Annotated in this window: 22 protein-coding genes and 3 pseudogenes; 15 read left to right on the forward strand and 10 right to left on the reverse strand. The window is 64.1% G+C overall.

What is annotated here, in order from left to right; genetic code table 11:
* Positions 1-662: 662 nt before the first annotated feature.
* Genes F0Q34_RS19460 through F0Q34_RS19475 form a run of 4 tightly spaced genes read left to right on the forward strand, consistent with a single transcriptional unit; the run spans position 663 to position 4,423 of the window.
* Positions 663-1,538 carry a tripartite tricarboxylate transporter substrate binding protein gene (locus F0Q34_RS19460; RefSeq protein WP_161600958.1) on the forward strand — a complete coding sequence of 292 codons (876 nt, stop codon included), beginning with the start codon at positions 663-665 and terminating at the stop codon, positions 1,536-1,538.
* A 5-nt stretch (positions 1,539-1,543) separates the two neighbouring features.
* Positions 1,544-2,011, forward strand: a complete 468-nt coding sequence (locus F0Q34_RS19465; RefSeq protein WP_149813984.1) for a tripartite tricarboxylate transporter TctB family protein — start codon at positions 1,544-1,546, stop codon at positions 2,009-2,011.
* Positions 2,011-3,498 carry a tripartite tricarboxylate transporter permease gene (locus F0Q34_RS19470; RefSeq protein WP_149813985.1) on the forward strand — a complete coding sequence of 496 codons (1,488 nt, stop codon included), beginning with the start codon at positions 2,011-2,013 and terminating at the stop codon, positions 3,496-3,498. Before F0Q34_RS19465 ends, F0Q34_RS19470 begins: the two co-directional genes overlap by 1 nt.
* Positions 3,488-4,423 (forward strand): amidohydrolase family protein, encoded by a 936-nt coding sequence (locus F0Q34_RS19475; RefSeq protein ID WP_149813987.1) that lies wholly within the window; start codon positions 3,488-3,490, stop codon positions 4,421-4,423. The genes F0Q34_RS19470 and F0Q34_RS19475 overlap by 11 nt, the downstream gene beginning before the upstream one ends.
* Before the next feature lie 163 nt (positions 4,424-4,586).
* Here F0Q34_RS19475 and F0Q34_RS19480 read toward each other — a convergent pair whose 3' ends face one another.
* Together F0Q34_RS19480 and F0Q34_RS19485 are read right to left on the reverse strand one after the other, a co-directional pair.
* Positions 4,587-4,805 (reverse strand): MFS transporter, encoded by a 219-nt coding sequence (locus F0Q34_RS19480; protein WP_277755311.1) that lies wholly within the window; start codon positions 4,803-4,805, stop codon positions 4,587-4,589.
* A gap of 173 nt (positions 4,806-4,978) precedes the next feature.
* Positions 4,979-5,575, reverse strand: a complete 597-nt coding sequence (locus F0Q34_RS19485) for an MFS transporter (RefSeq protein ID WP_241665591.1) — start codon at positions 5,573-5,575, stop codon at positions 4,979-4,981.
* Between the two features lie 2 nt (positions 5,576-5,577).
* On the opposite strand from F0Q34_RS19485, the pseudogene F0Q34_RS19490 reads away from it, so the two are divergent.
* Positions 5,578-5,810 (forward strand): annotated as a pseudogene (locus tag F0Q34_RS19490) (transposase domain-containing protein); the annotation flags it as partial.
* 50 nt (positions 5,811-5,860) lie between these two features.
* Here the strand turns inward: F0Q34_RS19490 and F0Q34_RS19495 are convergent.
* Positions 5,861-6,817: a LysR substrate-binding domain-containing protein gene (locus F0Q34_RS19495; protein ID WP_149813990.1), complete on the reverse strand. Its 957-nt coding sequence runs from the start codon at positions 6,815-6,817 to the stop codon at positions 5,861-5,863.
* 116 nt (positions 6,818-6,933) lie between these two features.
* Between F0Q34_RS19495 and F0Q34_RS19500 the strand changes: the two genes are divergently transcribed.
* From F0Q34_RS19500 to F0Q34_RS19520, 5 genes are all read left to right on the forward strand, one after another.
* The gene (locus F0Q34_RS19500) at positions 6,934-7,800 is read left to right on the forward strand and encodes a pirin family protein (RefSeq protein ID WP_149813992.1); all 867 of its coding nucleotides are present in this window, start codon (positions 6,934-6,936) and stop codon (positions 7,798-7,800) included.
* Between the two features lie 124 nt (positions 7,801-7,924).
* Positions 7,925-8,560 (forward strand): hydrolase, encoded by a 636-nt coding sequence (locus F0Q34_RS19505; protein ID WP_149813993.1) that lies wholly within the window; start codon positions 7,925-7,927, stop codon positions 8,558-8,560.
* Positions 8,561-8,623: 63 nt separating this feature from the next.
* A complete protein-coding gene (locus F0Q34_RS19510) occupies positions 8,624-8,920 on the forward strand; it encodes a putative quinol monooxygenase (RefSeq protein ID WP_149813994.1) in 297 nt (98 codons plus the stop codon).
* A 387-nt stretch (positions 8,921-9,307) separates the two neighbouring features.
* Positions 9,308-9,448, forward strand: a complete 141-nt coding sequence (locus F0Q34_RS19515) for a transposase (protein WP_277755312.1) — start codon at positions 9,308-9,310, stop codon at positions 9,446-9,448.
* A gap of 388 nt (positions 9,449-9,836) precedes the next feature.
* Positions 9,837-10,853 (forward strand): zinc-dependent alcohol dehydrogenase family protein, encoded by a 1,017-nt coding sequence (locus tag F0Q34_RS19520; protein ID WP_149813997.1) that lies wholly within the window; start codon positions 9,837-9,839, stop codon positions 10,851-10,853.
* 211 nt (positions 10,854-11,064) lie between these two features.
* On the opposite strand, the pseudogene F0Q34_RS19525 reads toward F0Q34_RS19520, so the two are convergent.
* Positions 11,065-12,201 (reverse strand): annotated as a pseudogene (locus F0Q34_RS19525) (IS3 family transposase).
* A gap of 1,368 nt (positions 12,202-13,569) precedes the next feature.
* Positions 13,570-14,589, reverse strand: a complete 1,020-nt coding sequence (locus tag F0Q34_RS19530; RefSeq protein ID WP_206668100.1) for a cation:proton antiporter domain-containing protein — start codon at positions 14,587-14,589, stop codon at positions 13,570-13,572.
* A 219-nt stretch (positions 14,590-14,808) separates the two neighbouring features.
* Here F0Q34_RS19530 and F0Q34_RS19535 point away from each other — a divergent pair, with 219 nt between their 5' ends.
* A complete protein-coding gene (locus F0Q34_RS19535) occupies positions 14,809-16,269 on the forward strand; it encodes an IS4 family transposase (protein WP_149813998.1) in 1,461 nt (486 codons plus the stop codon).
* Positions 16,270-16,988: 719 nt separating this feature from the next.
* On the opposite strand, the gene F0Q34_RS19540 is transcribed toward F0Q34_RS19535, so the two are convergent.
* Positions 16,989-17,429: a MarR family winged helix-turn-helix transcriptional regulator gene (locus tag F0Q34_RS19540; protein WP_149814000.1), complete on the reverse strand. Its 441-nt coding sequence runs from the start codon at positions 17,427-17,429 to the stop codon at positions 16,989-16,991.
* A gap of 174 nt (positions 17,430-17,603) precedes the next feature.
* Between F0Q34_RS19540 and F0Q34_RS22550 the strand changes: the two genes are divergently transcribed.
* Complete coding sequence (locus F0Q34_RS22550; protein ID WP_277755310.1) at positions 17,604-17,732, forward strand: hypothetical protein; 129 nt, start codon at positions 17,604-17,606, stop codon at positions 17,730-17,732.
* A 678-nt stretch (positions 17,733-18,410) separates the two neighbouring features.
* Here F0Q34_RS22550 and F0Q34_RS19545 read toward each other — a convergent pair.
* Both F0Q34_RS19545 and F0Q34_RS19550 read right to left on the reverse strand, forming a co-directional pair.
* On the reverse strand, positions 18,411-18,818 hold the full coding sequence (locus F0Q34_RS19545) for an integrase core domain-containing protein (RefSeq protein ID WP_149814001.1): 408 nt from the start codon (positions 18,816-18,818) through the stop codon (positions 18,411-18,413).
* A 45-nt stretch (positions 18,819-18,863) separates the two neighbouring features.
* Entirely contained in the window at positions 18,864-19,871 is a 1,008-nt protein-coding gene (locus F0Q34_RS19550; RefSeq protein WP_149814002.1) for a GlxA family transcriptional regulator, read from the reverse strand.
* A 112-nt stretch (positions 19,872-19,983) separates the two neighbouring features.
* Here F0Q34_RS19550 and F0Q34_RS19555 point away from each other — a divergent pair, with 112 nt between their 5' ends.
* Positions 19,984-20,814, forward strand: a complete 831-nt coding sequence (locus F0Q34_RS19555) for an alpha/beta fold hydrolase (protein ID WP_149814004.1) — start codon at positions 19,984-19,986, stop codon at positions 20,812-20,814.
* Between the two features lie 128 nt (positions 20,815-20,942).
* On the opposite strand, the pseudogene F0Q34_RS19560 reads toward F0Q34_RS19555, so the two are convergent.
* Positions 20,943-21,635, reverse strand: a pseudogene (locus F0Q34_RS19560) (IS3 family transposase); the annotation flags it as partial.
* A gap of 63 nt (positions 21,636-21,698) precedes the next feature.
* Here F0Q34_RS19560 and F0Q34_RS21910 point away from each other — a divergent pair.
* Positions 21,699-21,875, forward strand: a complete 177-nt coding sequence (locus tag F0Q34_RS21910) for a hypothetical protein (RefSeq protein WP_161600961.1) — start codon at positions 21,699-21,701, stop codon at positions 21,873-21,875.
* A gap of 661 nt (positions 21,876-22,536) precedes the next feature.
* Positions 22,537-22,743: a hypothetical protein gene (locus F0Q34_RS19565; protein ID WP_149814005.1), complete on the forward strand. Its 207-nt coding sequence runs from the start codon at positions 22,537-22,539 to the stop codon at positions 22,741-22,743.
* A 4-nt stretch (positions 22,744-22,747) separates the two neighbouring features.
* Here the strand turns inward: F0Q34_RS19565 and F0Q34_RS19570 are convergent, their stop codons facing one another.
* Positions 22,748-23,008 (reverse strand): hypothetical protein, encoded by a 261-nt coding sequence (locus tag F0Q34_RS19570; protein WP_149814006.1) that lies wholly within the window; start codon positions 23,006-23,008, stop codon positions 22,748-22,750.
* Positions 23,009-23,023: the final 15 nt, after the last annotated feature.

A 23,023-nucleotide genomic window follows, 5' to 3' on the forward strand; every position in this document is an offset into this window, starting at 1 on the left:
CAGCATGTCCCACCTGGCCAGCGGGTCCGTGCCTTCCGCAAGCTCTGCGCCCTGCTCAAGCCCGGCGGGCTGCTGGTCCTGACCCTGTGCCACGGCCCTGCCCGCCGCTACAAAGGCTTCACCAAGGCTTGCTTAGCCCTGCGTGGAATGAACCGGGAGGCCTGCTCTTCATGGGCTTGGACCAGCAGTAGCAGTGACCTGCCCGGCAGTCACGGTTCCTGCACTGCGACCGGCCCTTGCATTTATACTGCATACAGTTGCACAACTTTGGAAAGCATGCGGTGCCGGAAAGGGAGGCCGCTAGGGAGAAGATCTATAGCCTGCCGACAGCCATCCCCGCCTACCGCTTCCGCGTATGCCCACGCCATGGTGGCCTTGCCTGGCAGCCGGTACTCCGCTGCTCCGCGACCCACACTGCTGAGTAGCCGCCTGCCTGATGCATGCGTGTGGCGCAGGTTGAGACCGCTTAGCCGCTAGAATTACGAAAAATCTCGGCGCCCGGCAGATTGCGCATTCCCGCTGCCCCGGGCACCCACCAAGGAGGAGAAAAGCCAAGAATGATCTCACGTCGTAACCTTGCCAGCCTCACCGCTGCATTGTCCCTGCCGGCTCTGCTGCCGCGCACTGCACGGGCGCAGTCCTGGCCCACACGTCCGGTCACCATGATCGTGCCCTGGGCGGCTGGCGGCGGGGCTGATACCGTCACACGCATCTTCGCCACCGGTCTGGAGGCGGAGCTTGGACAGCCCATCAACGTGGTGAACCGCACCGGCGGCAACGGCATCGTCGGCCATGCTGCTATCGCCAATGCTTCGTCAGATGGCCATACCATCGGCTGCGGCACCTCAGAACTGGTCAATTTCAAGGTGCTGGGCCAGTCCAACCTGGGCCCGCAGAATGTTGACCTGATCTCGCGCATCGCCGCCATCCCCGCCGGCGTGATGGTGAAAGCGGATGGTGACTGGAAGGACTTCAAGAGCTTCGCAGCGGGGCTGAAAGAGGCGGCAAAGGGCAGGGTCACCGGCTCCGGTGTCTCCACAGGCGGCTCCTGGCATCTTGCCGCCGCAGGCTTGGCCAAGAGCATGGGGATGCCGGTGGACACCATCCGCTGGATCCCGAGCCAAGGTGGCGCGCCAGCGCTGCAGGACTTGGTGGCGGGAGGCATCAGCGTCTTCACCGGCTCGCCGATCGAGGCGAAGCCGCTGGCCGATGCCGGGCAGGTCCGCGTACTGGCCGTCATGGCTGACGAGCGGATGAGTTCCTTCCCCAATGTGCCAACCCTGCGCGAGGAAGGGGTGGACTGGACGTACCAGAACTGGTTCTCCTTGGTGACACCGAAGGGCTTGCCGACGCCGGTGCGGCAACGGCTGATCGAGGCCGCCACCAAGGGGCATGCGCGCCCTGAGGTGCAGAACATCATGAAGCAGCGCGGCATCGTGCCGGTCTGGGAAACGCCGGAGCAGTTCCAGACCTATGTCAAGCAGTTTGCTGAGACCACCTCGTCCTTGCTGCACGAGCTGGGTCTGGCGCGAGGCTGAGGGTAATGCGCCTGAACGACTGCGCCCTCGGCGTGCTGACGATCGGACTAGGGGGGCTGCTGACGGTGGCCTCCCTGCGCCTGCCAGGCGTGCCGGGGCAGGAACTGGGTGCGGGATTCTACCCCGCACTGCTCGGCATGGCCGCCATGCTCACCGGCCTGCTGCTGGTGCTGGCGGGAATGCGGCAGAAGGGCGAGCCGGTGCTGCAGTTGCCAGGTTGGTTCCATGACGGCTGGGCGATTACCAATGTTGCGGTGCTGGTGCTGGCCATTGGGCTGTTCGCCGCTTTTGCGGTACCAGTTGGCTTCATCCCCTTCGCCATCGCCATCATACTGGCAGTTCAACTACGCATGGGGATTGCGCCTCCGCGCGCTGCTCTGATCGCGGTGTTGGGAGCAATCGGCTTCCACCTGCTCTTCAGCAAGGTGCTGCGCGTCCCGCTGCCGCCCGGTGTGCTGGAGGGCTGGGTCTGATGGACTCGCTGCTCGCCGCTTTCGGCCATGTCTTCGAGCCTTACACTCTCATTGTAATCTTGCTGGCCAGCGTGCTCGGCATGGTGCTGGGTGCCATTCCCGGCCTGACGGCGGTGATGGGCGCAGCATTGCTAGTGCCTTTCACCTTCTTCATGGACCCGGTCCCGGCCATTGCCTCAATCGTCGCCCTGACAGCGATGGCGATCTTCTCCGGGGACATTCCCGCCGCGCTGGTCCGCATTCCTGGCACGCCGGCCTCCGCCGCCTACGCCGATGAGGCCTACAAGCTGACCCAGCAGGGGCAGCCCTGGCGCGGCCTCGGCATGTGCATGGGCGCTTCCGCCATCGGTGGCATCTTCGGCACCATCGTGCTGATCTTTGCCGCGCCGACCCTGGCGCGTTTCGCCACGCAATTCTCCTCACCCGAGTATTTCTGGCTCGGCATTCTGGGGCTGACCTGCGCCACCTTCCTCTCCTCTGGCTCGCCGCTGCGGGGCATGCTGGCGCTGCTGATTGGCCTGTTCATCTCTTGCATCGGGATCGACATCGCTACCGGCGTTACCCGCTTCGACTTCGGTTCGACCGAGCTGATGGGCGGTGTCGACTTCGTGCCGGCGCTGGTCGGCTTCTTCGCCATCCCCGAGCTGATCCGGCTGATGACGGTGCGGGAGACAAAGAAGGCTGCCATTCCCCCTTACGGCAGCCCCTTCCGCGACCTATTGCGCGATCTCTGGCAGTGGCGCGTGCAGGTGCTGCGCGGCAATGTCGTCGGCACGCTGATCGGCGCCCTGCCTGGCGCGGGGGCTGACATCGCGGCCTGGGTCTCCTATGCTGTCAGCAAGAAATTCTCGCGGACGCCGGAGAAGTTCGGCACCGGCCATCTCGAGGGGTTGGCCGAGGCGGGCGCCTCCAACAACTCGGCGCTGGCGGGCGCCTGGGTGCCGACCATCGTCTTCGGCATTCCAGGCGACTCCATCACCGCCATCGTTATCGGCGTGCTGATCCTGAAGGGGATGGAGCCGGGTCCAGCGATCTTCGTAAAGTCGCCGGACCTGATCTACGCCATCTTCATCGTCTTCATCCTGGCCAACCTTCTGATGGTGCCGCTTGGCTGGGCGGTGATCCGCATCGCACGCCACATTCTGGCCGTGCCGCGCGGCGTGATCGCGGCTTTCGTGTTGGTCGCCTGCATCATCGGCTCCTATGCCATCAACAACTCGCTGTTCGACGTCGGCATGATGCTCGCCATGGGCGCGCTCGGCTGGTTCATGGAGGAAAACGAGATTCCCGTTGCCCCCGCCATTCTGGGCTTGGTGCTGGGCAAGATGGTCGAGTTCAACTTCATCCAGACGCTGATGAAGGGAGAAGGCGACCCGCTCACTCTGATCTCGCGCCCGATCGCGGCTGTGCTGGCGCTGTCCGTGGCGCTGATCTGGGCCTGGACAGCCTGGAGCTTCTGGAGCCGGAGGCGTGCTCATGCCGCGTGACCTGCCGATCATCGACGCGCACCACCATTTCTGGGACCTGACGCACAACGACCATCCCTGGCTGCGCCCGGATCATCCCCCTATTCCCTTCCGCTACGGCGACTACAGCGCTCTGCGCGGCAAGGACTTCCTGCCCGAGGACTATGATGCACTGACTGGCCACCACCGCGTGGTTGCCAGCGTCACCATGGAAGGGGAGTGGAACCCGGCCGATCCTACCGGCGAGAGCCGCTGGATCACCCAACTCCACGCGCGCACCGGCCGCCCCGCCGCGCATGTGGCGCAGGCGTGGCTGGACCGGGACGATGTGGAGGAGGTGCTGGCCACCCAGGCGGCTATGCCGCTCGTGAAGGGGGTGCGACACAAGCCCCGCATCGCCGCGGCGCCGCATCTGGTCGAACGCGGTGCCCCCGGCTCGATGAGCGATCCGCGCTGGCGAGCCGGCTATGCCCGGCTTGCTTCGCAGAGGCTGCATTTCGAGCTGCAGGCACCCTGGTGGCATCTCGACGAGGCACTGGACCTGATCGAGGCGCATCCCGAGACGCCCCTGGTGTTGAACCATACCGGCCTGCCCGCCGACCGCAGCGCCGAGGGGCTGGCGGGTTGGCGGGCGGCGATGCTGCGGCTGGCCCGGGCGCCCCAGGCATCAGTGAAAATTTCCGGCCTTGGCTTGCGCGGGCGCCCTTGGAGCTTGGAGGATAACCGCCCGATCATCCGAGAGACCATCGAGATCTTCGGGGTGCCGCGCTGCATGTTCGCCTCCAACTTCCCGGTGGACGGGCTTTGCGGCAGCTTCGTCACGATCTATGACGGCTTCCGCAGTGCAGTGGCGGACCTGCCTTGGGCGGACCAACTGGCACTGTTCCATGACAACGCCATCCGGACCTACCGCCTTTCGCTGCCATTGGCAGCCCACTTAGCCTGATGATCCAGGTACAATGCGGCAGCGGTACCTCTGGTGCAGGTCCTAGGCTCCATCAGCTTGGCATGGCCACCGAAGCTGTGCCGGCTGGCAGAGTTCAGATCAGTCATGCTGGCATCCCCTACCGCTTCGCCACCTGTCTTTCTCTGCCAAGTGGCTTTTCGGCTTAGGGTTCAATGTTCAGGTGGCGGGAAGCCTCTGGTCCCTGCCCGCCGCGGTGCATTTCCGCGACAAGGGCGAGCGCCGCCCTGTCCACCTCCTCCAGCCGCACCCCGTGCCGCAGGTAGTCGGTCCATGAGTCCACGGCCCAAAGCTCGGTGAAGCAATCGGGCCGGGCCAGATCCCGGTAGAGCCTCCATCCCGCCGCACCCGCTCGCATTCGAATCTCGAGAACATGCTCATAGCCGCCAGGAAGGCACTAAGGTCGCTGGGGTCAACCTGGTAGCGAACTACTTCCAACACACGCCCGGAGTTGTCGTGTAGCAACTCCTTCAGTGCGGACGCCGGATCCTCCGCCCTGGGCAAGGTCATGGCCGTCCTGCCCCTTCGCGCCTTGACTCAATGCGCCAGATCCTGGGCGAAGTTCACCAAGCGCCAGGGCCGCACGGCCACCGCGGCCATGGCGCCGCTTGTGGCGCAAATGACTAGGGCGGTCGGCACGCCCACCCTGGTCCCCATCCATCCCCACAGCAGTGATCCCACGGTCAGGGCACCAAAGAATGCGAGGTGATAAACGCCCAGTGCCCGGGCGCGGACCCAGGGTGGGGCGGTCATCTGCGCGGCCGCACCCAGGATACTGCCCGCGGCGAGCCAAGCTGCGCCGAAGATCAACACGGCGAGGGCCGCAGGCGCCCAGTGGCGCGAGAAGCCGAGCAGTGCCATGGCGGCATAAGCCAGCAGGGACGCGAGGAACACCAGTCGCCCCTGCGACAGGCGGTCCCTGACCATCGGGAGGATTGTCCCCGCGGCAACGGCGCCGAAGCCAGCCATGCCCAGCATTGCTCCGAAGGCCGCGGGACCGAGGCCAAGCCCCTCCCGGATCACCAGCGGCATCAGCGCCCATACGGCCGAGGCGAAGAAGAAGAAAGCGCAGGCGCGCAGGATGGCCGCCCGCATGGCCGGCACGGCGATGGCGAAGCGCAGCCCCGCCCGCACCGCGGACGATCCGCCCCGTCTGCCTCAGTCGCAAGAACGCACTGTCCGCCAGCGGCGACGATGGTGGTGCAAGATGGGCAGCCATTGCCTCTCTGGTGGAGACCTGCAAGCTCAATGGCGTCGATCCACAGCGCTACTTCACCGACCTGCGGCCCAGCTTGTCAACGGCTGGCCCAACAGCCGCATCGACGAATTCATGCCGGGGTGCCGGGCCAAAGCCGGTGATCAACCGTAAACGCTGCCGCATAGGGTTTCTAACCAGCGCTTACTGACTCCCCTCTACGCTCATCGTCCTTTCGTCCCCCCCGCTTCAGGGGGCAGCCCAGGCGGCACAATCTTTTCAGCTCGCGCGCGCTGAATGGCACATTCACGAGCAAGGAAATCGACCAGCGCCCGTACTGATGGCAGGAGCCCGCGGCGCGACGGAAAAACGGCGTGAACAATGCCTGATTCTGGCCGCCAGCCCGGTAGCACGTCGACGAGCCGGCCAGCCTCGACGTCCTCGGAGATGGATATCGTCGGCAACTGCACCACACCCGCTCCCGCCATGGCTGCATCGCGGAGCACCGACATATCGTCGGTCACCAGACGCGGCGCATGTGGCACCGTCGCCACCTTGCCGTCGGCATGATGGAGTCTCCACGTGTGCTCGCGGGTCGGCCGCATTTGGTCAAGACTGGGCAAGCCATGAAGGTCGGCCGGCGATTGCAGCTGCTCGCGGATCAAGGTCGGAGCGGCAACTAGGCACTGAGCGCTCTCATCAAGCCGTCGCATGACCAGATCGGTCAAGTCCAGCGGGGGAACGCGCACACGAACCGCCAGGTCGAGGCCCTCCGAGATCACGTCGACGCGGCGATTAGTGCTCTCCAGAAGGATCTGGACACCGGGATTGAGCATCATGAAGCGCGCGATCAGCTCGCCAAACTGGAACGACAGCAACGCGGTGGGGCAGCTCATCCGCACCATGCCGCGCGGCTCTCCCTGGACCTGCGCGGCGACCTGCTCGGCAGCTTCCGCCTCGGCAAGCATTGCTACGCACCGATCGTAAAAATCACGCCCGACCTCGGTCACCGAGAAGCGGCGGGACGATCGGTTGAGAAGTCTAACGCCTAGCCGCTCCTCGAGAGCCAGGACACGGCGGCTGAGCAACGACTTCTGGACACCGAGCGCGCGGCCGGCGGCCGAGAAGCCACCATGCTCCACCACGGCTGCGAAATAGTAGAAGTCGTTGAGATCCTTCATCGTCCTTTCGATAGGACGCTGCGTCTCTTTCTGCAATCTTTCTGTTCTATCGTTTCGCCGTAGACTTCACCTGCTACGCACACGCCTTGCGGCGTATCGCAAATCGGAGAACGAACATGGCCCAAGTGATTGGCCGGTACGGTAACGAACGGCAGCATTGGGTCGGCGACGGTTTTCCCGTCCGCTCGCTCTTTTCGTACAACGATCTGGGCGCGCACGTCAGCCCATTCCTGCTGCTCGACTATGCCGGGCCACATGTGTTCGCACCAACCCGGGAACAAAGGGGTGTCGGCAAGCATCCCCATCGTGGCTTCGAGACCGTCACCATCGTCTATGACGGTGAAGTCGAGCATCGGGATTCCGCTGGCAACGGCGGCGTGATCGGACCTGGCGACATCCAATGGATGACCGCGGCAGGTGGGATCATCCACGAAGAGTATCACTCGCCCGGTTTCGCTCGAACGGGTGGTCCCTTCCGCATGGTGCAGTTGTGGGTCAACCTGCCCGCCAAGGACAAGATGGCTCCTGCTAGGTATCAAAGCATCTCGAAGGCCGATATTCCGGTTGTAACCCTCCCGAAGGACGCAGGCACCGCGCGGATCATCGCCGGCGACTATCAAGGCACGACGGGCCCGGCCCGCACCTTCACGCCGATCAACGTCTGGGATCTGAGCCTGAGTGCTGACGCAGAGCTGAACCTCGATCTACCCAAAGGTCATACCGCAATGATCGTCGTGCTCACAGGGCACGTCACGATCGCGGAAAGCCAGACGGCCAGCGAAGCGGAGATGGTGCTGTTCGGCCGCGATGGCGGCAAGACCGCCATTCGAGCTGACGGCGACGCCAAGCTGCTGGTGTTGACCGGCGAACCCATTGACGAGCCGATCGTCGGGTACGGGCCCTTCGTGATGAACAGCGAAGCAGAAATCCGTCAGGCGGCCGAAGACTTCAACGGCGGACGCTTCGTGTCCGCCACAACATGATCAAGGGGCCGGACCCACATCGGCTCCGGCCTCTTTTTCCTGCGGACCGGTGGGCACTCGCCCGTCCGCTTGATGAAGCGCGTCAGCGCGCCTTCGTATAACTTCAACAGCAAAGGGACCAGCCATGACCAGCGAGACAATCCGCAACCCGCAGACCGATCATCTTCTCACCCCCGACAATGCCGCCTTCATTATCATCGACTATCAGCCGGTCCAGGTCTCCTCAATCCGCTCGATGCCGCGCGATGAGCTGGTGTTCAACATCGTCAGCGCCGCCAAGGCAGCCCTGAACTACAATCTCCCGATCATCCACTCGACCGTGAACGTGCAAACCGGTCGCAACAAGCCGCCGATCCAACAGCTGCAGGACGTGCTCGGCCACCTGCCAACCTACGACCGCACCTCGATCAACAGCTGGGAGGACGCCGGCTTCAAGGACGCGGTCAAGGCCCTCGGCCGGCGCAAGCTCATCATGACCGCGCTATGGACGGAGGCTTGCCTCACCTTCCCGGCGCTCGACGCGATGCAGGAGGGGTATGAAGTCTATGTGCCCGTCGACGCGGTCGGTGGCACATCGGTGGCCGCGCATGAGGCAGCGCTTCGCCGCGTCGAACAGGCCGGCGCGAAGCTGATCAGCCGGGTTCAGATGTATTGCGAACTCCAGCGCGACTGGGCGCGAGAAGCCACCGTTCCCGGCTTCATGGGCGTCTTCGAGAGCTTCGACGGCTTCAATCCCGAGAAGGCCGCACAGGCCGCCTGACCGCGCTGACGAAAGGTGGCGGCGGCTCAACCGCCGCCACTCTTCTTCGCAAGGAGATAGCGAATGAGCGAACTGTTCATTGTGGTTGGTCTGAAAGCGAAGACCGGCAAAGAGGATGAATTGCGTCGAGACCTGTCGGTGCTTGTCGAGCCATCGCGGGCTGAGGAGGGCAATATCCGGTACGATCTGTTCGAAGATCAGGATGAGCCGGGCCGCTTCGTGTTCGTCGAGGCGTGGGCTTCTGTCGAGGCCCGCAACAAGCACCACGAGCACGGACCGCATATCCAGCATTTCCACGGCAATGGCGCGATCAACGTGGACCACCACGAGTTCGCGCACATGTTGAAACGCGTCGTCTGACGCCAACCGTATAACGGGCGCTTAACGTCAGCCTGGCTCCGCCCTGCGGATGGAGAGCCGCTGCTACTGGGTGCCTCCGCACGGTTGGACATTTCGAAGAACCTCGCTGTTGAGGCGCTGAGCTGATTCACTGGCTCTTGTCAGCGGAGATAGTGGAATGGCGGACCAGCTGAGCTTCTTCGATGTAGATGAGCGGTATGCAGCCTTGTCTGCGGCGGGCGATCCACTGGAGCGGCTCTCGGCCGTGGTCGATTTCGAGATCTTCCGCCCGGTGCTGGATGCGGCGCTGAAGCGGTCAGATCGCGGCCTCGGCGGATGCCTACCCTATGATGCGGTGCTGATGTTACGCATCCTGGTGCTGCAGGCGCTTTACAGCCTCTCGGCCAGCTGCGGGACCAGCTGTCCTTCATGTGCTTTGCAGGCCTCGGGCTGCACCAGGCGGTGCCGGATGCCAAGGCGATCTGGCTCTACCGTGAGCAGCTCAAGCAGGCGGTCGGCATCGAGGAGCTGTCCGCCGCTTCGACATAGTGCTGGCGGGCGAGGGCTTTCTCGCCATGGGCGGGCAGATCATCGACGCCACCCTGACCGCCGCACCGCGCCAGAAGACCACCGTCGAAAGAAAGTCATCATCCGGGAAGGCGTCATTCCTGCGGATTGGTCCGAGCCGAAGCGGGCGCAGAAAGACCGGGGTGCCCGCCGGCCGCCCAAGCGCGGCAGGGCACAGCCCAAATCAGAAAGGCTGTCAGCGCCAAGCCATCCAGATCGCGGTGCCAATCTTTGGCTACAAGAGCAACATCGGCATTGACCGGCGAAATGGGCCACGAGGCGGGAAGGTCGTGCCCAACGGCGACTTGGCGCCAGCTTTGAGCGAGTCCCCAAGCGCTACTGAACCATTCACTGCTGAAAGGAGGCTACCATGTCCAAAACCATGAAGGCTATCGTCCTCACCCGCTTCGGCGGGCCGGATGCGTTCGAACTGCGCGAGGTCCCGGTGCCGTCGGTTGGGCCGCACCAAATGCGAGTGCGCGTGCACGCGACTGCCGTAAACCCGCTAGACTGCCAGATCCGTCGTGGTGACTACACGGATTACGTGCGGCTACCCGCCATCATCGGCCACGACATCTCCGGCGTCATTGAAGAAGTCGGGTCCGATGTCATCGAGTTTGGGATCGGCGATGAGGTCTACTACACGCCAAAGATCTTTGGTGGCACCGGATCCTATGCCGAGCAGAACGTCGTTGACGTGGATCTGGCGGGCCGCAAACCCAGAAACCTTTCTCACATCGAGGCCGCGAGCTTGACACTCGTGGGCGGCACTGTTTGGGAGGCATTCGTTCAGCGCGCGCAGCTCAAGGTTGGCGAAACCGTATTGATTCATGGCGGAGCAGGCGGCGTTGGGACGATTGCGATCCAGGTCGCCAAAGCAATCGGGGCGCGGGTGATCACAACGGCACTCGCCCGCGATCATGACTTCGTTCACTCCCTTGGGGCAGACGAGGCGATCGACTTCATGGCAGAGGACTATGTGAAGGCGGTTCTCCGACAGACTGGTGGCGAGGGCGTCAACGTCGTCTTCGACACGATCGGTGGTGATACGCTGACACGGAGCCCGCTGACGCTGGCCGCCTTCGGTCGCGTCGTTAGTCTCGTTGATATCGCGCAACCTCAGAACCTCATTGAGGCCTGGAGCAAGAACGCCGCCTACCACTTTGTGTTCACCCGCCAAAACCGCGGGAAGCTCGACGCACTGACAAACCTGATTGAGCGCGGTCTGGTGAAGCCTGTGATTGGCGCGGCATTTCCGCTTGAGCGCATGGGCGAGGCGCACGTTCTCCTGGAGAACGGGCGCACGCACGGCTTGCGCGGAAAAGTCGTGATCGACGTGTGGGGCGAGGCGGGAGCGTTGTACCCCGGCCAGCGGGCCGCTGCCTGACGCGTCGCACGGACGACCAGCGGCTCCCCTCGCCCGGTCGTCCGCCCCACCCAAGAAGAGATCAGATGATCACCGAATTCGCGCTTCTTCACCTTCTCCCTGGCTCCGGCTCGGCATTCGTGGCCGCGTTCGCCAACGTGGCTCCGCTCCTTACCAATGCTGACGGCTACATTCGGCACCGCTGATCTTCCCCTGATTTGATGGACAGGGATCAGGCGGCGGCGCGTTCCATCTGCTCGGGGGTCCTGTAGCGCAAGGCGGAGTGGATACGCTGCCGGTTGTCGTAGCTTTCGATGCAGGTGAACACGTCGCGCCGGGCCTCGTTCCGTGTGGCCCATCGACGCTGCTGGGCGAGTTCGACCTTGAGGGTGTGGAAGAAGCTTTCCATTGGCGCATTGTCGAGGCAATTGCCGCGGCGGCTCATGGACTGCCGCATCCCAGCTGCCTTCAAGAGCTGGCGATAATCTTCGGCAGCATACTGCGAGCCGCGATCCGAGTGCTGCAGCAGGCCAGGTGGCGGCCGCTGCCGCTGGATGGCCATGATAAGCGCGGCGCAGGCGAGTTCCGCACGCATGTGGTCGCGCATCGACCAGCCGACCACCTTGCGCGTCGCCAGGTCGGGAACGGCGGCGAGATAGAGCCAGCCCTTACCGGTGGGCAGATAGGTGATGTCGGCCAGCCAGACCCTGTTGAGACAGGTGATCGAGAACTGTCGGTTCAGCAGGTTCGGAGCGACCGGAAGGGCATGGCGGCTGTTGGTGGTCTCCGGCCGGCAGCGGCGGCCCGCGATCGCCCGGATCCGGGCCCCTCGCATCAGCCGCTCGACCCGGCCGCGGCTGTGTCTGTCATCCCTCGGCGCGCAAGGCAGCCTGCAGGCGCGGGCTGCCGTAGCGGCCGTGATGGCTGGAGTGCAGGCGCCGGCTGTCGCTCAGGGATCTGCCGGTTGGCCACGGTTCTGGCGCTCTCGGGGCGCGCCCGACAGGCGTAGTAACCTGAGACGGACACGCCGAGCACACAACAGGCGGTCCTGATTGGCCAGGTATCGGCATGGGCGGCGATGACGCGGAACCTCATCTCGGGGTTTGCGAGAAGATGCCGATGGCTTTCTTTAAAATGTCACGCTCAAGGCGCGCGCGCTCCAGCTCAAGGCGCAGGTGCGCAATCTCGGCGGCCTGATCCGCTGCCGAAGATGTTGGGCCAGATGGCGAAGCAACAGAGCCGCTGCCTGCCGTGACGGGCTGCGGCCGCGGCGCCTCGCCAGTCTGCCGTCGCCGCCAGCTGCACAGCATGGAGGGCTGGATGCCCAACTCGCCCGCGACTTGCGTCAGCGGCCGCTGGAGCGCAACAGCGCGACCGCCTCCTGCTTGAACTCCGGCGTGAACTCCCGCCGTGTCTCGTTCGTCGGACACCTTCCTCGCTCCGTAGAGCTTACTCAGGGGTGCCCATCAATTCGAAGAAAGATCAGCAATTACAACGGGGTTCATCCTAAAGCATTGGCCCTGTTAGCTCCTGATCACCTAAGCGGATCAGGCCGCTCCGAGATCGCCTGCTCCACCAAGCCCTGTAGCGTGCCGGGCTGGCTCCTCGCGGTGAGCAGCGAGACCATCCGCGATTGGTGCAAGCGGGCGGCCCAGCAGACCACCTCGACCACTCCGCTTGGTTACATGAGTTGCACGGGAAGCCAACCTAGGAGGAGCGGCCGGTGGTGCCTTTGCCGCTCCCGAGCCTCCTAACGGCAACCATCACCGTCAACGCCGTATGCTGGCCCTTTGGACGGAAGTCTGAGGCGTTGTGGCATAGATTATGCTCCCGTTCTCCCCACCCCCTGTCCAGCTTGGAAAGTTGGCGGTTTGGCCGGTCTGGTAACTATTGTCGTACTCTGCCCTTATGTCCTCGCTGCCACCCGAGGCGCGCAGAAGGCCCCCACCGACCACGTTGTTGGCACGGCTGGGGTCCAGAGCAACAGAAAAGCTTTCGCCTTGCGTATAGCCGGGGACAACCTGTCCGACAGCGGACGCTGACGCCAGCATGCCGAGGCTTGCCGCCACAGCAAGAATTTTCATCTGGGTTAACATGGAACACCTCGCGACTGTAAAGTCGGGTGCCCGGCAGACAACCTGTCGGTCGCCCGGTGAAGGTATAGCACCAAAGTAGTATTACAGGCGAATTCAATCTGAATTTTTCTGCAATACTTTAGGCTACGGTTGAATACTTTCGGCTCAGCTGTCACCTTGTCAGGCACATGAGCTGCCAGCAATTCGGAGCCCCACTCAGCCTCTGTTGGAGGCACCAAGCTGGATAGGTGGCGGGCCGCGGCTACACCAGCCATTCCTCCCGCAAATACATCTGGAAGGTCAGCCTGCCACCGCAGCAGCACGCAGCCCCGGTCGCCTGTCTGGCCTGGATCTACGACAACCGGTCCCAGGTCGAGTGGCTCTGGACACGGCTGAAAAAGGGCGTGCTGTTGCCACTCGCTATGAGAAGACCGCCCGATGCTTCCTCAGCCTCCCTTGCCTGATGGCCCCGCTCGACTGGTCCAGGAGCCAACACGGCCTCAACCTGCCGACAATCAGCACCTCCAAACCGACAAAACAGAACGATGCCGCTTCTGGAGAAGGATCGCGTTCGTTCCGCGAGAGAGGTCTCCCCTGCTCTACATGTAAGGGGATCTTTGAAGCGATGATCTCCCCCTCTCGTAAACCTTTGAGTAAGCGGCTTACTCATCGTCCGAGCACGTTTTGAGATCTCCTGACGCCGCCATCTCCGCGGCCGGCCCCTTCAGGCCTGGCGGCGGCGTCGCGTCATCGGCATCCGGGTCACGGCCGAGCCGCCGGTCGATGAGGCGCATGATCGGCGTGACGCTCAGCCCATGCAGCAGGATAAAGAACAGCACCACCACGCCAACAAAGCTCCAGAGCCGCCCAGCCTCCGCAACGTCCATCCGGTTCAGGCCATAGGCCAGGTAGTAAAGTGAGCCGACCCCACGAATGCCGAAAAAGGCGAGCGTCAGCTTCTCGCCGGGGTCGGCCCGGAACCCGGCCAAGCCGAGCCATCCCGTCACGGGGCGGACCACCAGCAGGATCAGGAGGGCCAAGGCCATCTCGGTCCAGGGCACCGGCGCCAGCAGGCCGCTGACCAGCGCGCCGCCGAAGAGCAGCAGCCGCACCATCATCGCCAGGCGCTCGATCTGTTCGGTCACCTCGTGCATCTGCGTGTGAAAGTCATGCTCGCGATGCGCCCGGCGGAAACTCAGCGCGGTGACGAATACGGCCAGGAAGCCGTAGCAGTGGATGATCTCGGTCAGCCCGTCCCGCGTCCTGGCCAGCCGGGTCTCGGCCGGCACATGGAAGGTGAGCCAGCCAAAGGCGCGGCCAATCAGCCAGCCGGCGCCGATCCCGGCGCCGATCTCCCACAGCACCCGGTAGCCGAGCCATTCAGCAAGCCAGGGCTTGTCCGTGCCCGCCACGGCGGCCAGCATGATGGCCAGATGCACAAACGGGAAGGCCAGCCCGTCATGGAGCCCCGCCTCGGAGGTGAGGCCGAAGCGGACCTCGTCCTCCTCGCCGCTCTTTGGCGGGCCGACCTGGACATCGGCCGCCAGCACCGGATCAGTCGGCGCCAGGCTGGCGGCGAGCAGCAGCGCGGAAGCCCAGGACAGGCCGAGCCCCCAGGCGGTCAGTCCGGCGATGGCCAGGATGCCGAGCGGCATGTTGATGCCGAGCAGGCGCCACGTCACTGCCCATCGCCGCTACTCGAAGGCGCGGTCGAGCCGCAGCCCCGCCCCCATCAGCGCGATGATCACGACGAACTCGGTGAAACGCTCGGTACCCATCCGGTGATGCTTTCGATTACCCACATCTCAGACAGGCATCTGGCTGGTGCGGTCGAAAGCACTTGATCCTACGGGGTCCATGGTGATGCGCTGGGTGCGGCAATGCTCCATGGAGGGCGTGCGATGGTGCCGGGCTTGCAAACCGCTCCAGACAGCGAGGCTTGCGGTTGCCTCAACCAGGACTGGACAGGCGCCGAATTGGAGGCCGCGACCTTCGCAGACGTAAGACTGCACCGGCGCTGTGCTGGTCTCCTGCGGCAGCTTGCCGCAGGTGTCGGGTCCAGCATACCTCAGGCGTGTGGCAACTGGGCCGGAGCCAAGGCAGCCTACCGGTTCCTGGCCAACGGGCGGGTGGACGAGGCTGACATCCTGGGCGGCCATTTTGCGGCGACGCGCGAGCGTGTCAGGGCTTCATCCGGCATGGTCCTGCTCTTACAAGACACCACCGAGTTCACCTACCAGCGTGCCTCCACGACCGCGATCGGCGTGACCAACAGGGTCAACAGCGGTCGCGATGCCGAGGGTCGGTGGCGACAGCATACGCTCTGCGGCCTGCTCCTCCACACCAGCCTCGCTGTGACAGAGCAGGGCGTGCCGCTCGGCGTCACTGCGGTGAAGGTCTGGACACGGGCGAAGTTCAGGGGAACCGCCGCGCTCAAGCGTGTGGTCAACCACACCGGGGTGGCGATCGAGGGCAAGGAAAGCGTCCGCTGGCTCGACAACCTCCGGCAGTCGATGGACCTCCTGGGTGAACCTGAGCGCCTCGTCCACGTTGCCGACCGCGAGAGCGACATCTACGAACTGTTCTGCCTGGTTCTGGAACTCGGCACCCACTGCGTCATCCGCACGTGCAACGACCGGTTGGCCGGTGACGGAGGCCACACCGTCGCCTCAGGGATGGCGGAAGCCAGGGTGCGCGGCCTGCATCATGTCGAACTGCGCGATGCACAGGGCGAAGTGATCCACGCCGCTCTCGAGATCCGGGCACGGCGGGTCCATCTCTTGCCGCCGATTGGAAAGCAGAAGCGCTATCCGCCGCTCGACCTCACGGTGCTGCACGTGACTGAGCGCAACCCACCTCGAAGCCGCAAGCCAATTGAGTGGAAGCTCCTGACCGATCTGCCAGTCCGTACACGTCGGGAAGCGATTGAGAAGATCCACTGGTATGCCATGCGGTGGAAGATTGAGATCTTCCACAAGATCCTCAAATCCGGCTGCCGCGCGGAGGACTCCCGTCTCAGGTCTGCCGAGCGGATCGCGAACCTCCTGGCGCTGTTCTGCATCATCGCCTGGCGGATCCTCTGGCTGACCCAGGCTCACCGCACTCATCCCGAGACGGCACCACAAGCCGCGCTGCGTGATCGGGAGATCCTCATCCTCGACAGGCTCATCCCCAGCGCTCAGGCCGACGAGCCCCAGGGGAAGACGCTGGCCACCTACGTCCGAAAGCTGGCACGGCTGGGTGGCCACCTCGGCCGCTCTCATGACCCGCCACCCGGTGCGATGGTCCTCTGGCGCGGGCTCTCCCGCCTTGCCGACATCGAACTCGGATGGGACGCCGCGGAGCACCCAAGATGTGGGTAATCGAAAGCATCACCGGATGGGTACCATCGGCCTAGAGGCGCGACAAGATCGCCGGCCAATCGCCGTCCATCAGGTCCGGGTGCAGCAGGACCGCCTCGCTCTGGCATTGAAGATCGCGCTGGTTCCCGCGCCAGTTCATATAAGGGTTGAGGGCGGCGTTGAAGATCGAGGGCGTATCCGCTGATCAAGCTCGATTACATTGATGGCGTCGCATATGCCAGGCTGTGGGAAAGGAGGTGCCACCGCCTGAGCGGCGTCGGGCATGCCGCCTTCTGGCACGCGGCAGAAGAATTCAATTCCATGATTTCCCGCTTTGTACGGGACCTTGAAACTGGTGCTGTATAGTCAGGCAGGGAAAGATGCAGGCCGGGCTGAAGCCAGCTTTCTGCCGGTGTGGCCATTGCCTTATGCGGACAAGCGGCTGCACCGGCGGTCATGAAAGCACTGCCGTCCACCACTCCTCCCGGTCACCGGAAGAGGGCACTGCTGGGCGGCAGCAGAGGCTGAATGAACTGCCATTCCCGATCAGTCAGATCCGTCGGACAGCGCGCCGTTCAAAGGCCCCTGACATGCCCGGCGTCCCTTGGTCCACATCCAGCCCATCCGGGCATGGGAAGACGCCTGAACACCTCAACATCAGCATTCTCAAACGGGCACTAAAGAGTTTTTCTGCAGGCTCCATGTCCCGGGCTCGCCTCGAACCTCAGACCGAGGCTGCCTCATTCTGCTGTTGGTGCGAGGCGGTTGCGGAGGTGGAGGATTGCCTTTTGCAGGGCCTCGGCCTCCCCAGGGTTGTCGCTGAAGCAGGTTTCGGCCCAGGCGGGGCGGTGGCAGGCCTTCTCGCGCAGAGCGTGGCCGGCCTCGGTCAGGTGGATACGCACCTGGCGCTCATCCTGGCTGTCGCGGCGGCGCTCGACGAGGCCCGCCGCCTGCAGGCGCTTGAGCAGCGGGGTGAGGGTGCTGCTCTCAAGAAAGAGGCGCTCGCCAATGCCGCCCACTGTCTGCCCATCCTCGGCCCAGAGCACCACCATCACGAGGTACTGCGGGTAGGTGAGGCCGAGAGCGTCGAGCAGCGGCTTGTTGGCGCGCTGAATGGCATGCGCGGTGGAGTGGAGGGCAAAGCAGAGGAGGCTGTCGAGGTCGGGTGGGCTTTGCGGCATGGTGGGTTCCTTAAGGGCCAAGCAGAACCAAATATAATCGTGGGCGATCTAATCGTGCAATGATTTGCGGCATGGCAGGTACGCAAAATATTATATAGTGCACGATATAATAGCGCGATATCATTCTATCAACATGGCGCCAAGCGCCGCGTCTTCTCTCAAGGAAAGCTGACCATGAACACCCCCCGCACCCTGCTTGCCGCCGCCGCCCTGCTGGGCTTCGACGGCTTGGCCCAGGCACAGCAGCCCTTCACCGTGACTGGCCAGGGCGAGAACTTCAGCGTGCGCTATGCCGAGAGCTAAAGCGGCAACATCCTCGGCGGCGGCTTCGCCGAGTTCGAGCGACTGGGTCAGGACACCACGATCCGCTACGCCGACCCGAGGGTGGGCCAGCAGGCGGCTGGCCTTCCGGTCGATCTCGGTGGGCGGAACGGTGATGTGGTCTACCTGCCGCTGCCGCCGCGCTCCAGCACCCTCGCCGCCCGCTAAGGGCAGCAGCCCCGGGCAGCCCCCGGGGCTGCTGCGCTCCGATCCTCCAGGACCCAGGGAAGACGCGGATTTCCCTATGGCCGACCTGTCCTCCGACGCGGAGCCGGGCGCGCCTGCATCCCTGCCGGGGTTGCTCAACCCCCCCGCTCAGGTTGCTGAAATCACCCCCTCCTTCTCATCCAGGCCACTCGGCCGGCGGATCCACCTGAATCGGGGCGGCGTGATAGTGGATGCTGCTGCGGCTGGATGTTCTTCCATGTGACCCTTAGGGCTTCATAAGCTGAGGGAGGCACCGAGATGGCCCACCACGCCGGGATCGCCGTCTCGCTGGAGACGAGCAGCATCTGCATCCTGGGCGTGACCTTCCCCGGTGAACTCGACCCAGGTGGAGTGAAGGAGTTGGCCTTCTGTGAAGGAGGCTACGGGCATGAAAAAGCGCCATGCTGCGGAGCAGATCATTGGGCTGTCAGGCCAGGCGAAGGTTGAACTGGCCTAGCCATCAGGTTGTGAGATGTCCCTGGTGCCCTTAACGATGAGGCGAGCTTTGGCAATGTCCTGCGCGTCGGCCTGCCCAGCAGAGTTGGCGTCGCGCAGCTTTCGCTTGGTGGCAAGCCGTTCTGCAACGACTTGGTTCGGCGTTCTGCCCTGCAGGATCCACTGATAGCAGGCGTTGTACGCGGCGCTGAATCCCCGCAGCAGCTGCTCGAGATCGCGATGGAAGTAGATAGTGATGCCGAGCACCTCACTCTCGACGCGACCGTGGAAGCGTTCCACCATGCCGTTGGTCTGTGGCGTATAAGGTCGGACATGACGGTACTGGGCGCCCAACTCGGCGCAGGCCTTCTTGAAAGTCGGTGAGAAGCAGCGCCGTTGTCGGTCAGCCCGTGGGTGATCCGACACAGGAAGGCCTGAGCGTCTTCACGCAGGAAGGCCACGACCAAAAAGCTAAGCTTCGGCGCTGGCGTTGGCATGGGCTTGGAGGGCGATGCCAAAGCGACGGCGGTATTCCTGGGGCGACAGCCCCGTCACCCGGTGGAACAGCTTGCGGAAGGTGGATGGGTCTCCGTATCCGGTCTGCCAGGCGATCTGCTCCACAGGGCGGCGCGTCCGCTCCAGCGCCTCGCGTGCCTTGGCGATGCGGATCTGCTGCCCGTATTCCGTCGGCCGGAGGCCGGTGGCCTTCTTGAAGCGGCGCAGGAAGGTCCGTTCCTCCAGCCCTGCGCGGGCTGCCAGCATCGGCACAGCGTGGTCCTTCGCGCCAGTCGCTTGCAGCCAGTGCTGCACGGCCAGGATTGCTTGGTCGCCATGGTCTAGCTTGGGGACGAATTGGCCATAGGGCCGCTGCGTCCGGCCTGGGGGGTCGATGATCAGAAAACGCGCAGTATCCAACATCACGCTTGGCCCGAGCAGACGCTCAACCAGCGTCAGGCCAAGATCCGTCCAGGCCAGAATTCCTCCGGCGGTGATGATGTCGCCGTCATCAATCAGCATGCGATCGGCATCCACCCGGACAGCTGGGAAGCGGGAGGCCAGCGTCTCGGCAAAGGCCCAGTGGGTAGTGGCCTCGCGGCCCTGGAGCAGTCCGGTTTCGGCCAACACGAAGGCGCCGGCGCAAATGGAGCAGAGCGTGGTGCCGCTGCGGTGAAGCCTGCTCATCCAGTCCGCCAAGGCCGTCATGGGCTGCATCCGATCCGGCATGATCAGGCTGGGCGGCGTGATGGCATGGGCCAGCGCATGGTCGGGACCAGGGTCGCTGTCATAGGAGCAGACGATCTCGGCGCCCTCCTGGCGCCAATGGCTGACGCGGATCGCGGGGGAGGTAGGTTCCTCCGCCACCCGCGCCATGTCACCAGCAATGCGGAACAGATCCGTAAGGCCATAGACCGCCGCCAGCTGGCAGTCCGGGTAGATCACGAGCCCGATCTCGGCGACCAGGCGCCGGCCTGTGTTCATGTCAGTTTTGTCCCGCATTGTGTCACCTCCGCCCAGCGTCCTCGCGCCATGCTTTGGCTACACCATCCACAGCAACGGCACTTCTGCCAGACGGAAAAAACGGAGACAGGCAATGGCCACGATCACCATGCAGGACCGCACCGAGATCTTCTATAAGGACTGGGGCAGCAAGGACGCGCAGCCGGTGGTCTTCCACCACGGCTGGCCGCTGTCGGCCGATGACTGGGACAACCAGATGCTGTTCTTCCTGGCGCAGGGCTATCGCGTTATCGCCCATGACCGCCGCGGCCATGGCCGCTCCAGCCAGACCGACAACGGCAACGAGATGAACACCTATGCCGCCGACGTGGCCGAGCTGGCCAAGGCGCTGGACCTGCGGAATGCCGTCCATGTCGGCCACTCGACCGGCGGCGGCGAGGTCGCCCGCTATGTCGCCCGGGCGGAGCCGGGCCGCGTCGCCAAGGCCGTGCTGGTGGGCGCGGTGCCGCCGATGATGATGCACTCGGAAAGCAACCCAGACGGCCTGCCGCCCGACCTATTCGAAGGCTTCCGCGCCTCGTTGGTGGCCAACCGGGCGGAATTCTACCGCCAGATCGCCTCTGGACCCTTCTATGGCTTCAACCGCGCGGATGCCCAGGTGAGCCAGGGACTGATCGACAACTGGTCCCGCCAAGGGCTGATGGGCGGGGCGAAAGCACAGTACGACTGCATCGCCGCCTTCTCCGCGACGGACTTCACCGAGGACCTGAAGGCGATCACGGTGCCGGTCCTGGTGATGCACGGCACCGATGACCAGATCGTGCCCTTCGCCAACCATGGCCCGAAGGCGGTGGCACTGTTGCGGCACGGAACGCTCAAGGCCTATGAGGGGCTGTCGCATGGCATGGCCGCGACGCATCCGGACATTATCAACGCCGATCTGCTCACCTTTATCCGCGGCTGATAAGGTCCTGCTCGCTCCTGACCTTTGACCTATCTGCTGGAGAGACAGCGGAGGGGCGAGTTGGATGGTGCTGACAGATGCGCAGTGGGCGGTGCTGGATGATCTTCCCCTGATTTGATGGACAGGGATTAGGCGGCATTGTGCTCTATCTGCTCTGGCGTCTGGTATTTCAAGGCGGAGTGGATGCGCTGCCGGTTGTAGTAGCTTTCGATGCAGGCGAACACGTCGCGTCTGGCCTCATCCCGGGTGGCCCATTGGCGCTGCTGGACGAGTTCGACCTTGAGGGTGTGGAAGAAGCTTTCCATGGGCGCGTTGTCCAGGCAGCCGCCGCGGCGGCTCATGGATTGCCGCATCTGACTTGTCCCCGGGAGCCGACGATAATCGTCGGCAGCGTACTGCGAGCCGCGGTCCGAATGCTGCAGCAGTCCCGGTGTCGGTCGCTGCCGCTGGATGGCCATGGTGGGGGCTGCGCAGGTGAGTTCCGCCCGCATGTGCTCGCGCATCGACCAGCCGGCCACCTTGCGGGTAGCCAGGTCGAGCACGGCGGCGAGGTAGAGCCAGCCCTCGCCAGTGGGCAGATAGGTGATGCCGGCCAGCCAGACCGTGTTGGGCCGGGTGACCGCGAACTGTCGGTTCAGCAGGTTCGGGGCGAGCGGGAGGGCATGGCGGCTGTTGGTGGTCGCTGGACCGAAACGCCGCCCGGCAATGGCATGGAGGGCTGGATGCCCAACTCGCCCGCGACTTGCGTCAGCGGCTGGCCGCTGGAGCGGAACAGCGCGACCGCCTCCTGCTTGAACTCCGGCGTGAACTCCCGCCATGCCTTGTTCGTCGGACACCTTCCTCGCGCCCAGCGAGCTTACTCAGGGGTGGCTATCAATTGCTCCGTGATCGGTCTGGTCATGCTGGTCAGCATTGTGGCCAGCACCACACCTAGCAGCAGCGAAGTAGAGGCCTGTAATCGCGCAGTCAGCACGTTGCTCACCACCCAGAATCCTATCGAACTGCAGCGGATCAGCATCGTGCTGGATCATATGAACTGCAATGTGGCGAAGCGCTTCTGATGCTGGGGCCGGCAAGGAAGCCGTTAGCGCAACCACACTTATACGGGGGTAGGGTATCGCGAACTTCACGCCACCTGTCCGGATTGCCTTTGACGCATCATCGGACGCCAAGCAAGCCGCTTACGTGGCGCTGCTGGTCGATAAGCCCCACAAGCCACGGCTGATCTATGGCTGCGGAACCGGTATTGGTCCGGATCAGCGCGAAGTTTTGCGCCGCCTTCCGGCAGACGCAGCAGCGCATCTGGCGGGCCATGGCACGGACGGTGACGGTGTCATGCGCCTCCACCACGTCGCAAACCGGGATCAAGCGGTTGGGCCGGCAGCAGGGATCAGCACAGCGGGTGCGGATCTGCCAGCCGAGCCAATGACGAGAGGGCTGTCGAGCGTGTCGAGCAGGGTGGCGCGGCGTGGATCTGCAGGGCAGATGTCGCGGACGTAGCATGTGACCTCAGCAATTCCCCTGGTGGAGCCCCATATGGCCAAGCCAGAATTACAAACAAAACAAGAACAAGAGGGTTGCAAAAGGCATCGAGGGAGCTGGTGCTGCAGCAGGTCCTTGCCGAAACCCTGGCTACGGCACCACGGCATGCCGGCTTCGGCTCCCGGAACTTTCGCTTCGGCACCCAGGATCAGCGCTGCAGCCTGCATAGCGGAGGCGGCCATGACACAGGATGAATGGGCCATGCTCGAGCTGCTGGAGGAGATCTTCGGCATACTGGGCAACGCCAGGAAGGAGCTCGGCGACACGCGGGAGAGCATGGTCCGGCTGGAACAGCATTGCGCCAGCATGAGCCAAAGCCTCGACCATCTGCGCGTCAACCTTGACCAGATTGAGGACCGCCTGGACCTGCATGGCGAGGCCGCCTGACGGATCACCACCGGATCTGCCTTTGGCCGGCCGGGCAGCAATTCCAACCACCGCGCTGCCGGGTCGGAGCTGGCGCGAGGGCAAACTCTGCGAGGGGCAAGATGAACGTGATCGAGAAGCTTGAAGCGGATCTGAAGGCACAGGATGCCCGGTTTCGGCGTGAGGGCTGGATCTTGCTGCTAGTTTCGGCCAGGGAAGGCTGGAAGGCCGAGTAGTCGATCTCCTCGTTGGGCTCACCATCAATGGTGATGTGGGTCCGCAGCATCTCCGACAGTTCCTG

Source organism: Teichococcus oryzae (assembly GCF_008386565.1).
In the GTDB taxonomy this organism is placed as follows: Bacteria; Pseudomonadota; Alphaproteobacteria; order Acetobacterales; family Acetobacteraceae; genus Pseudoroseomonas; species Pseudoroseomonas oryzae.

Coding starts and splice junctions, on each gene's coding strand:
- F0Q34_RS19460 (WP_161600958.1), top strand. CDS start 663: ATGATCGTGCCCTGGGCGGCTGGCGGCGGGGCTGATACCGTCACACGC.
- F0Q34_RS19465 (WP_149813984.1), top strand. CDS start 1,544: ATGCGCCTGAACGACTGCGCCCTCGGCGTGCTGACGATCGGACTAGGG.
- F0Q34_RS19470 (WP_149813985.1), top strand. CDS start 2,011: ATGGACTCGCTGCTCGCCGCTTTCGGCCATGTCTTCGAGCCTTACACT.
- F0Q34_RS19475 (WP_149813987.1), top strand. CDS start 3,488: ATGCCGCGTGACCTGCCGATCATCGACGCGCACCACCATTTCTGGGAC.
- F0Q34_RS19495 (WP_149813990.1), bottom strand. CDS start 6,817: ATGAAGGATCTCAACGACTTCTACTATTTCGCAGCCGTGGTGGAGCAT.
- F0Q34_RS19500 (WP_149813992.1), top strand. CDS start 6,934: ATGGCCCAAGTGATTGGCCGGTACGGTAACGAACGGCAGCATTGGGTC.
- F0Q34_RS19505 (WP_149813993.1), top strand. CDS start 7,925: ATGACCAGCGAGACAATCCGCAACCCGCAGACCGATCATCTTCTCACC.
- F0Q34_RS19510 (WP_149813994.1), top strand. CDS start 8,624: ATGAGCGAACTGTTCATTGTGGTTGGTCTGAAAGCGAAGACCGGCAAA.
- F0Q34_RS19520 (WP_149813997.1), top strand. CDS start 9,837: ATGTCCAAAACCATGAAGGCTATCGTCCTCACCCGCTTCGGCGGGCCG.
- F0Q34_RS19535 (WP_149813998.1), top strand. CDS start 14,809: ATGGTGCCGGGCTTGCAAACCGCTCCAGACAGCGAGGCTTGCGGTTGC.
- F0Q34_RS19540 (WP_149814000.1), bottom strand. CDS start 17,429: ATGCCGCAAAGCCCACCCGACCTCGACAGCCTCCTCTGCTTTGCCCTC.
- F0Q34_RS22550 (WP_277755310.1), top strand. CDS start 17,604: ATGAACACCCCCCGCACCCTGCTTGCCGCCGCCGCCCTGCTGGGCTTC.
- F0Q34_RS19550 (WP_149814002.1), bottom strand. CDS start 19,871: ATGAACACAGGCCGGCGCCTGGTCGCCGAGATCGGGCTCGTGATCTAC.
- F0Q34_RS19555 (WP_149814004.1), top strand. CDS start 19,984: ATGGCCACGATCACCATGCAGGACCGCACCGAGATCTTCTATAAGGAC.
- F0Q34_RS19565 (WP_149814005.1), top strand. CDS start 22,537: ATGACACAGGATGAATGGGCCATGCTCGAGCTGCTGGAGGAGATCTTC.
- F0Q34_RS19570 (WP_149814006.1), bottom strand. CDS start 23,008: ATGCTGCGGACCCACATCACCATTGATGGTGAGCCCAACGAGGAGATC.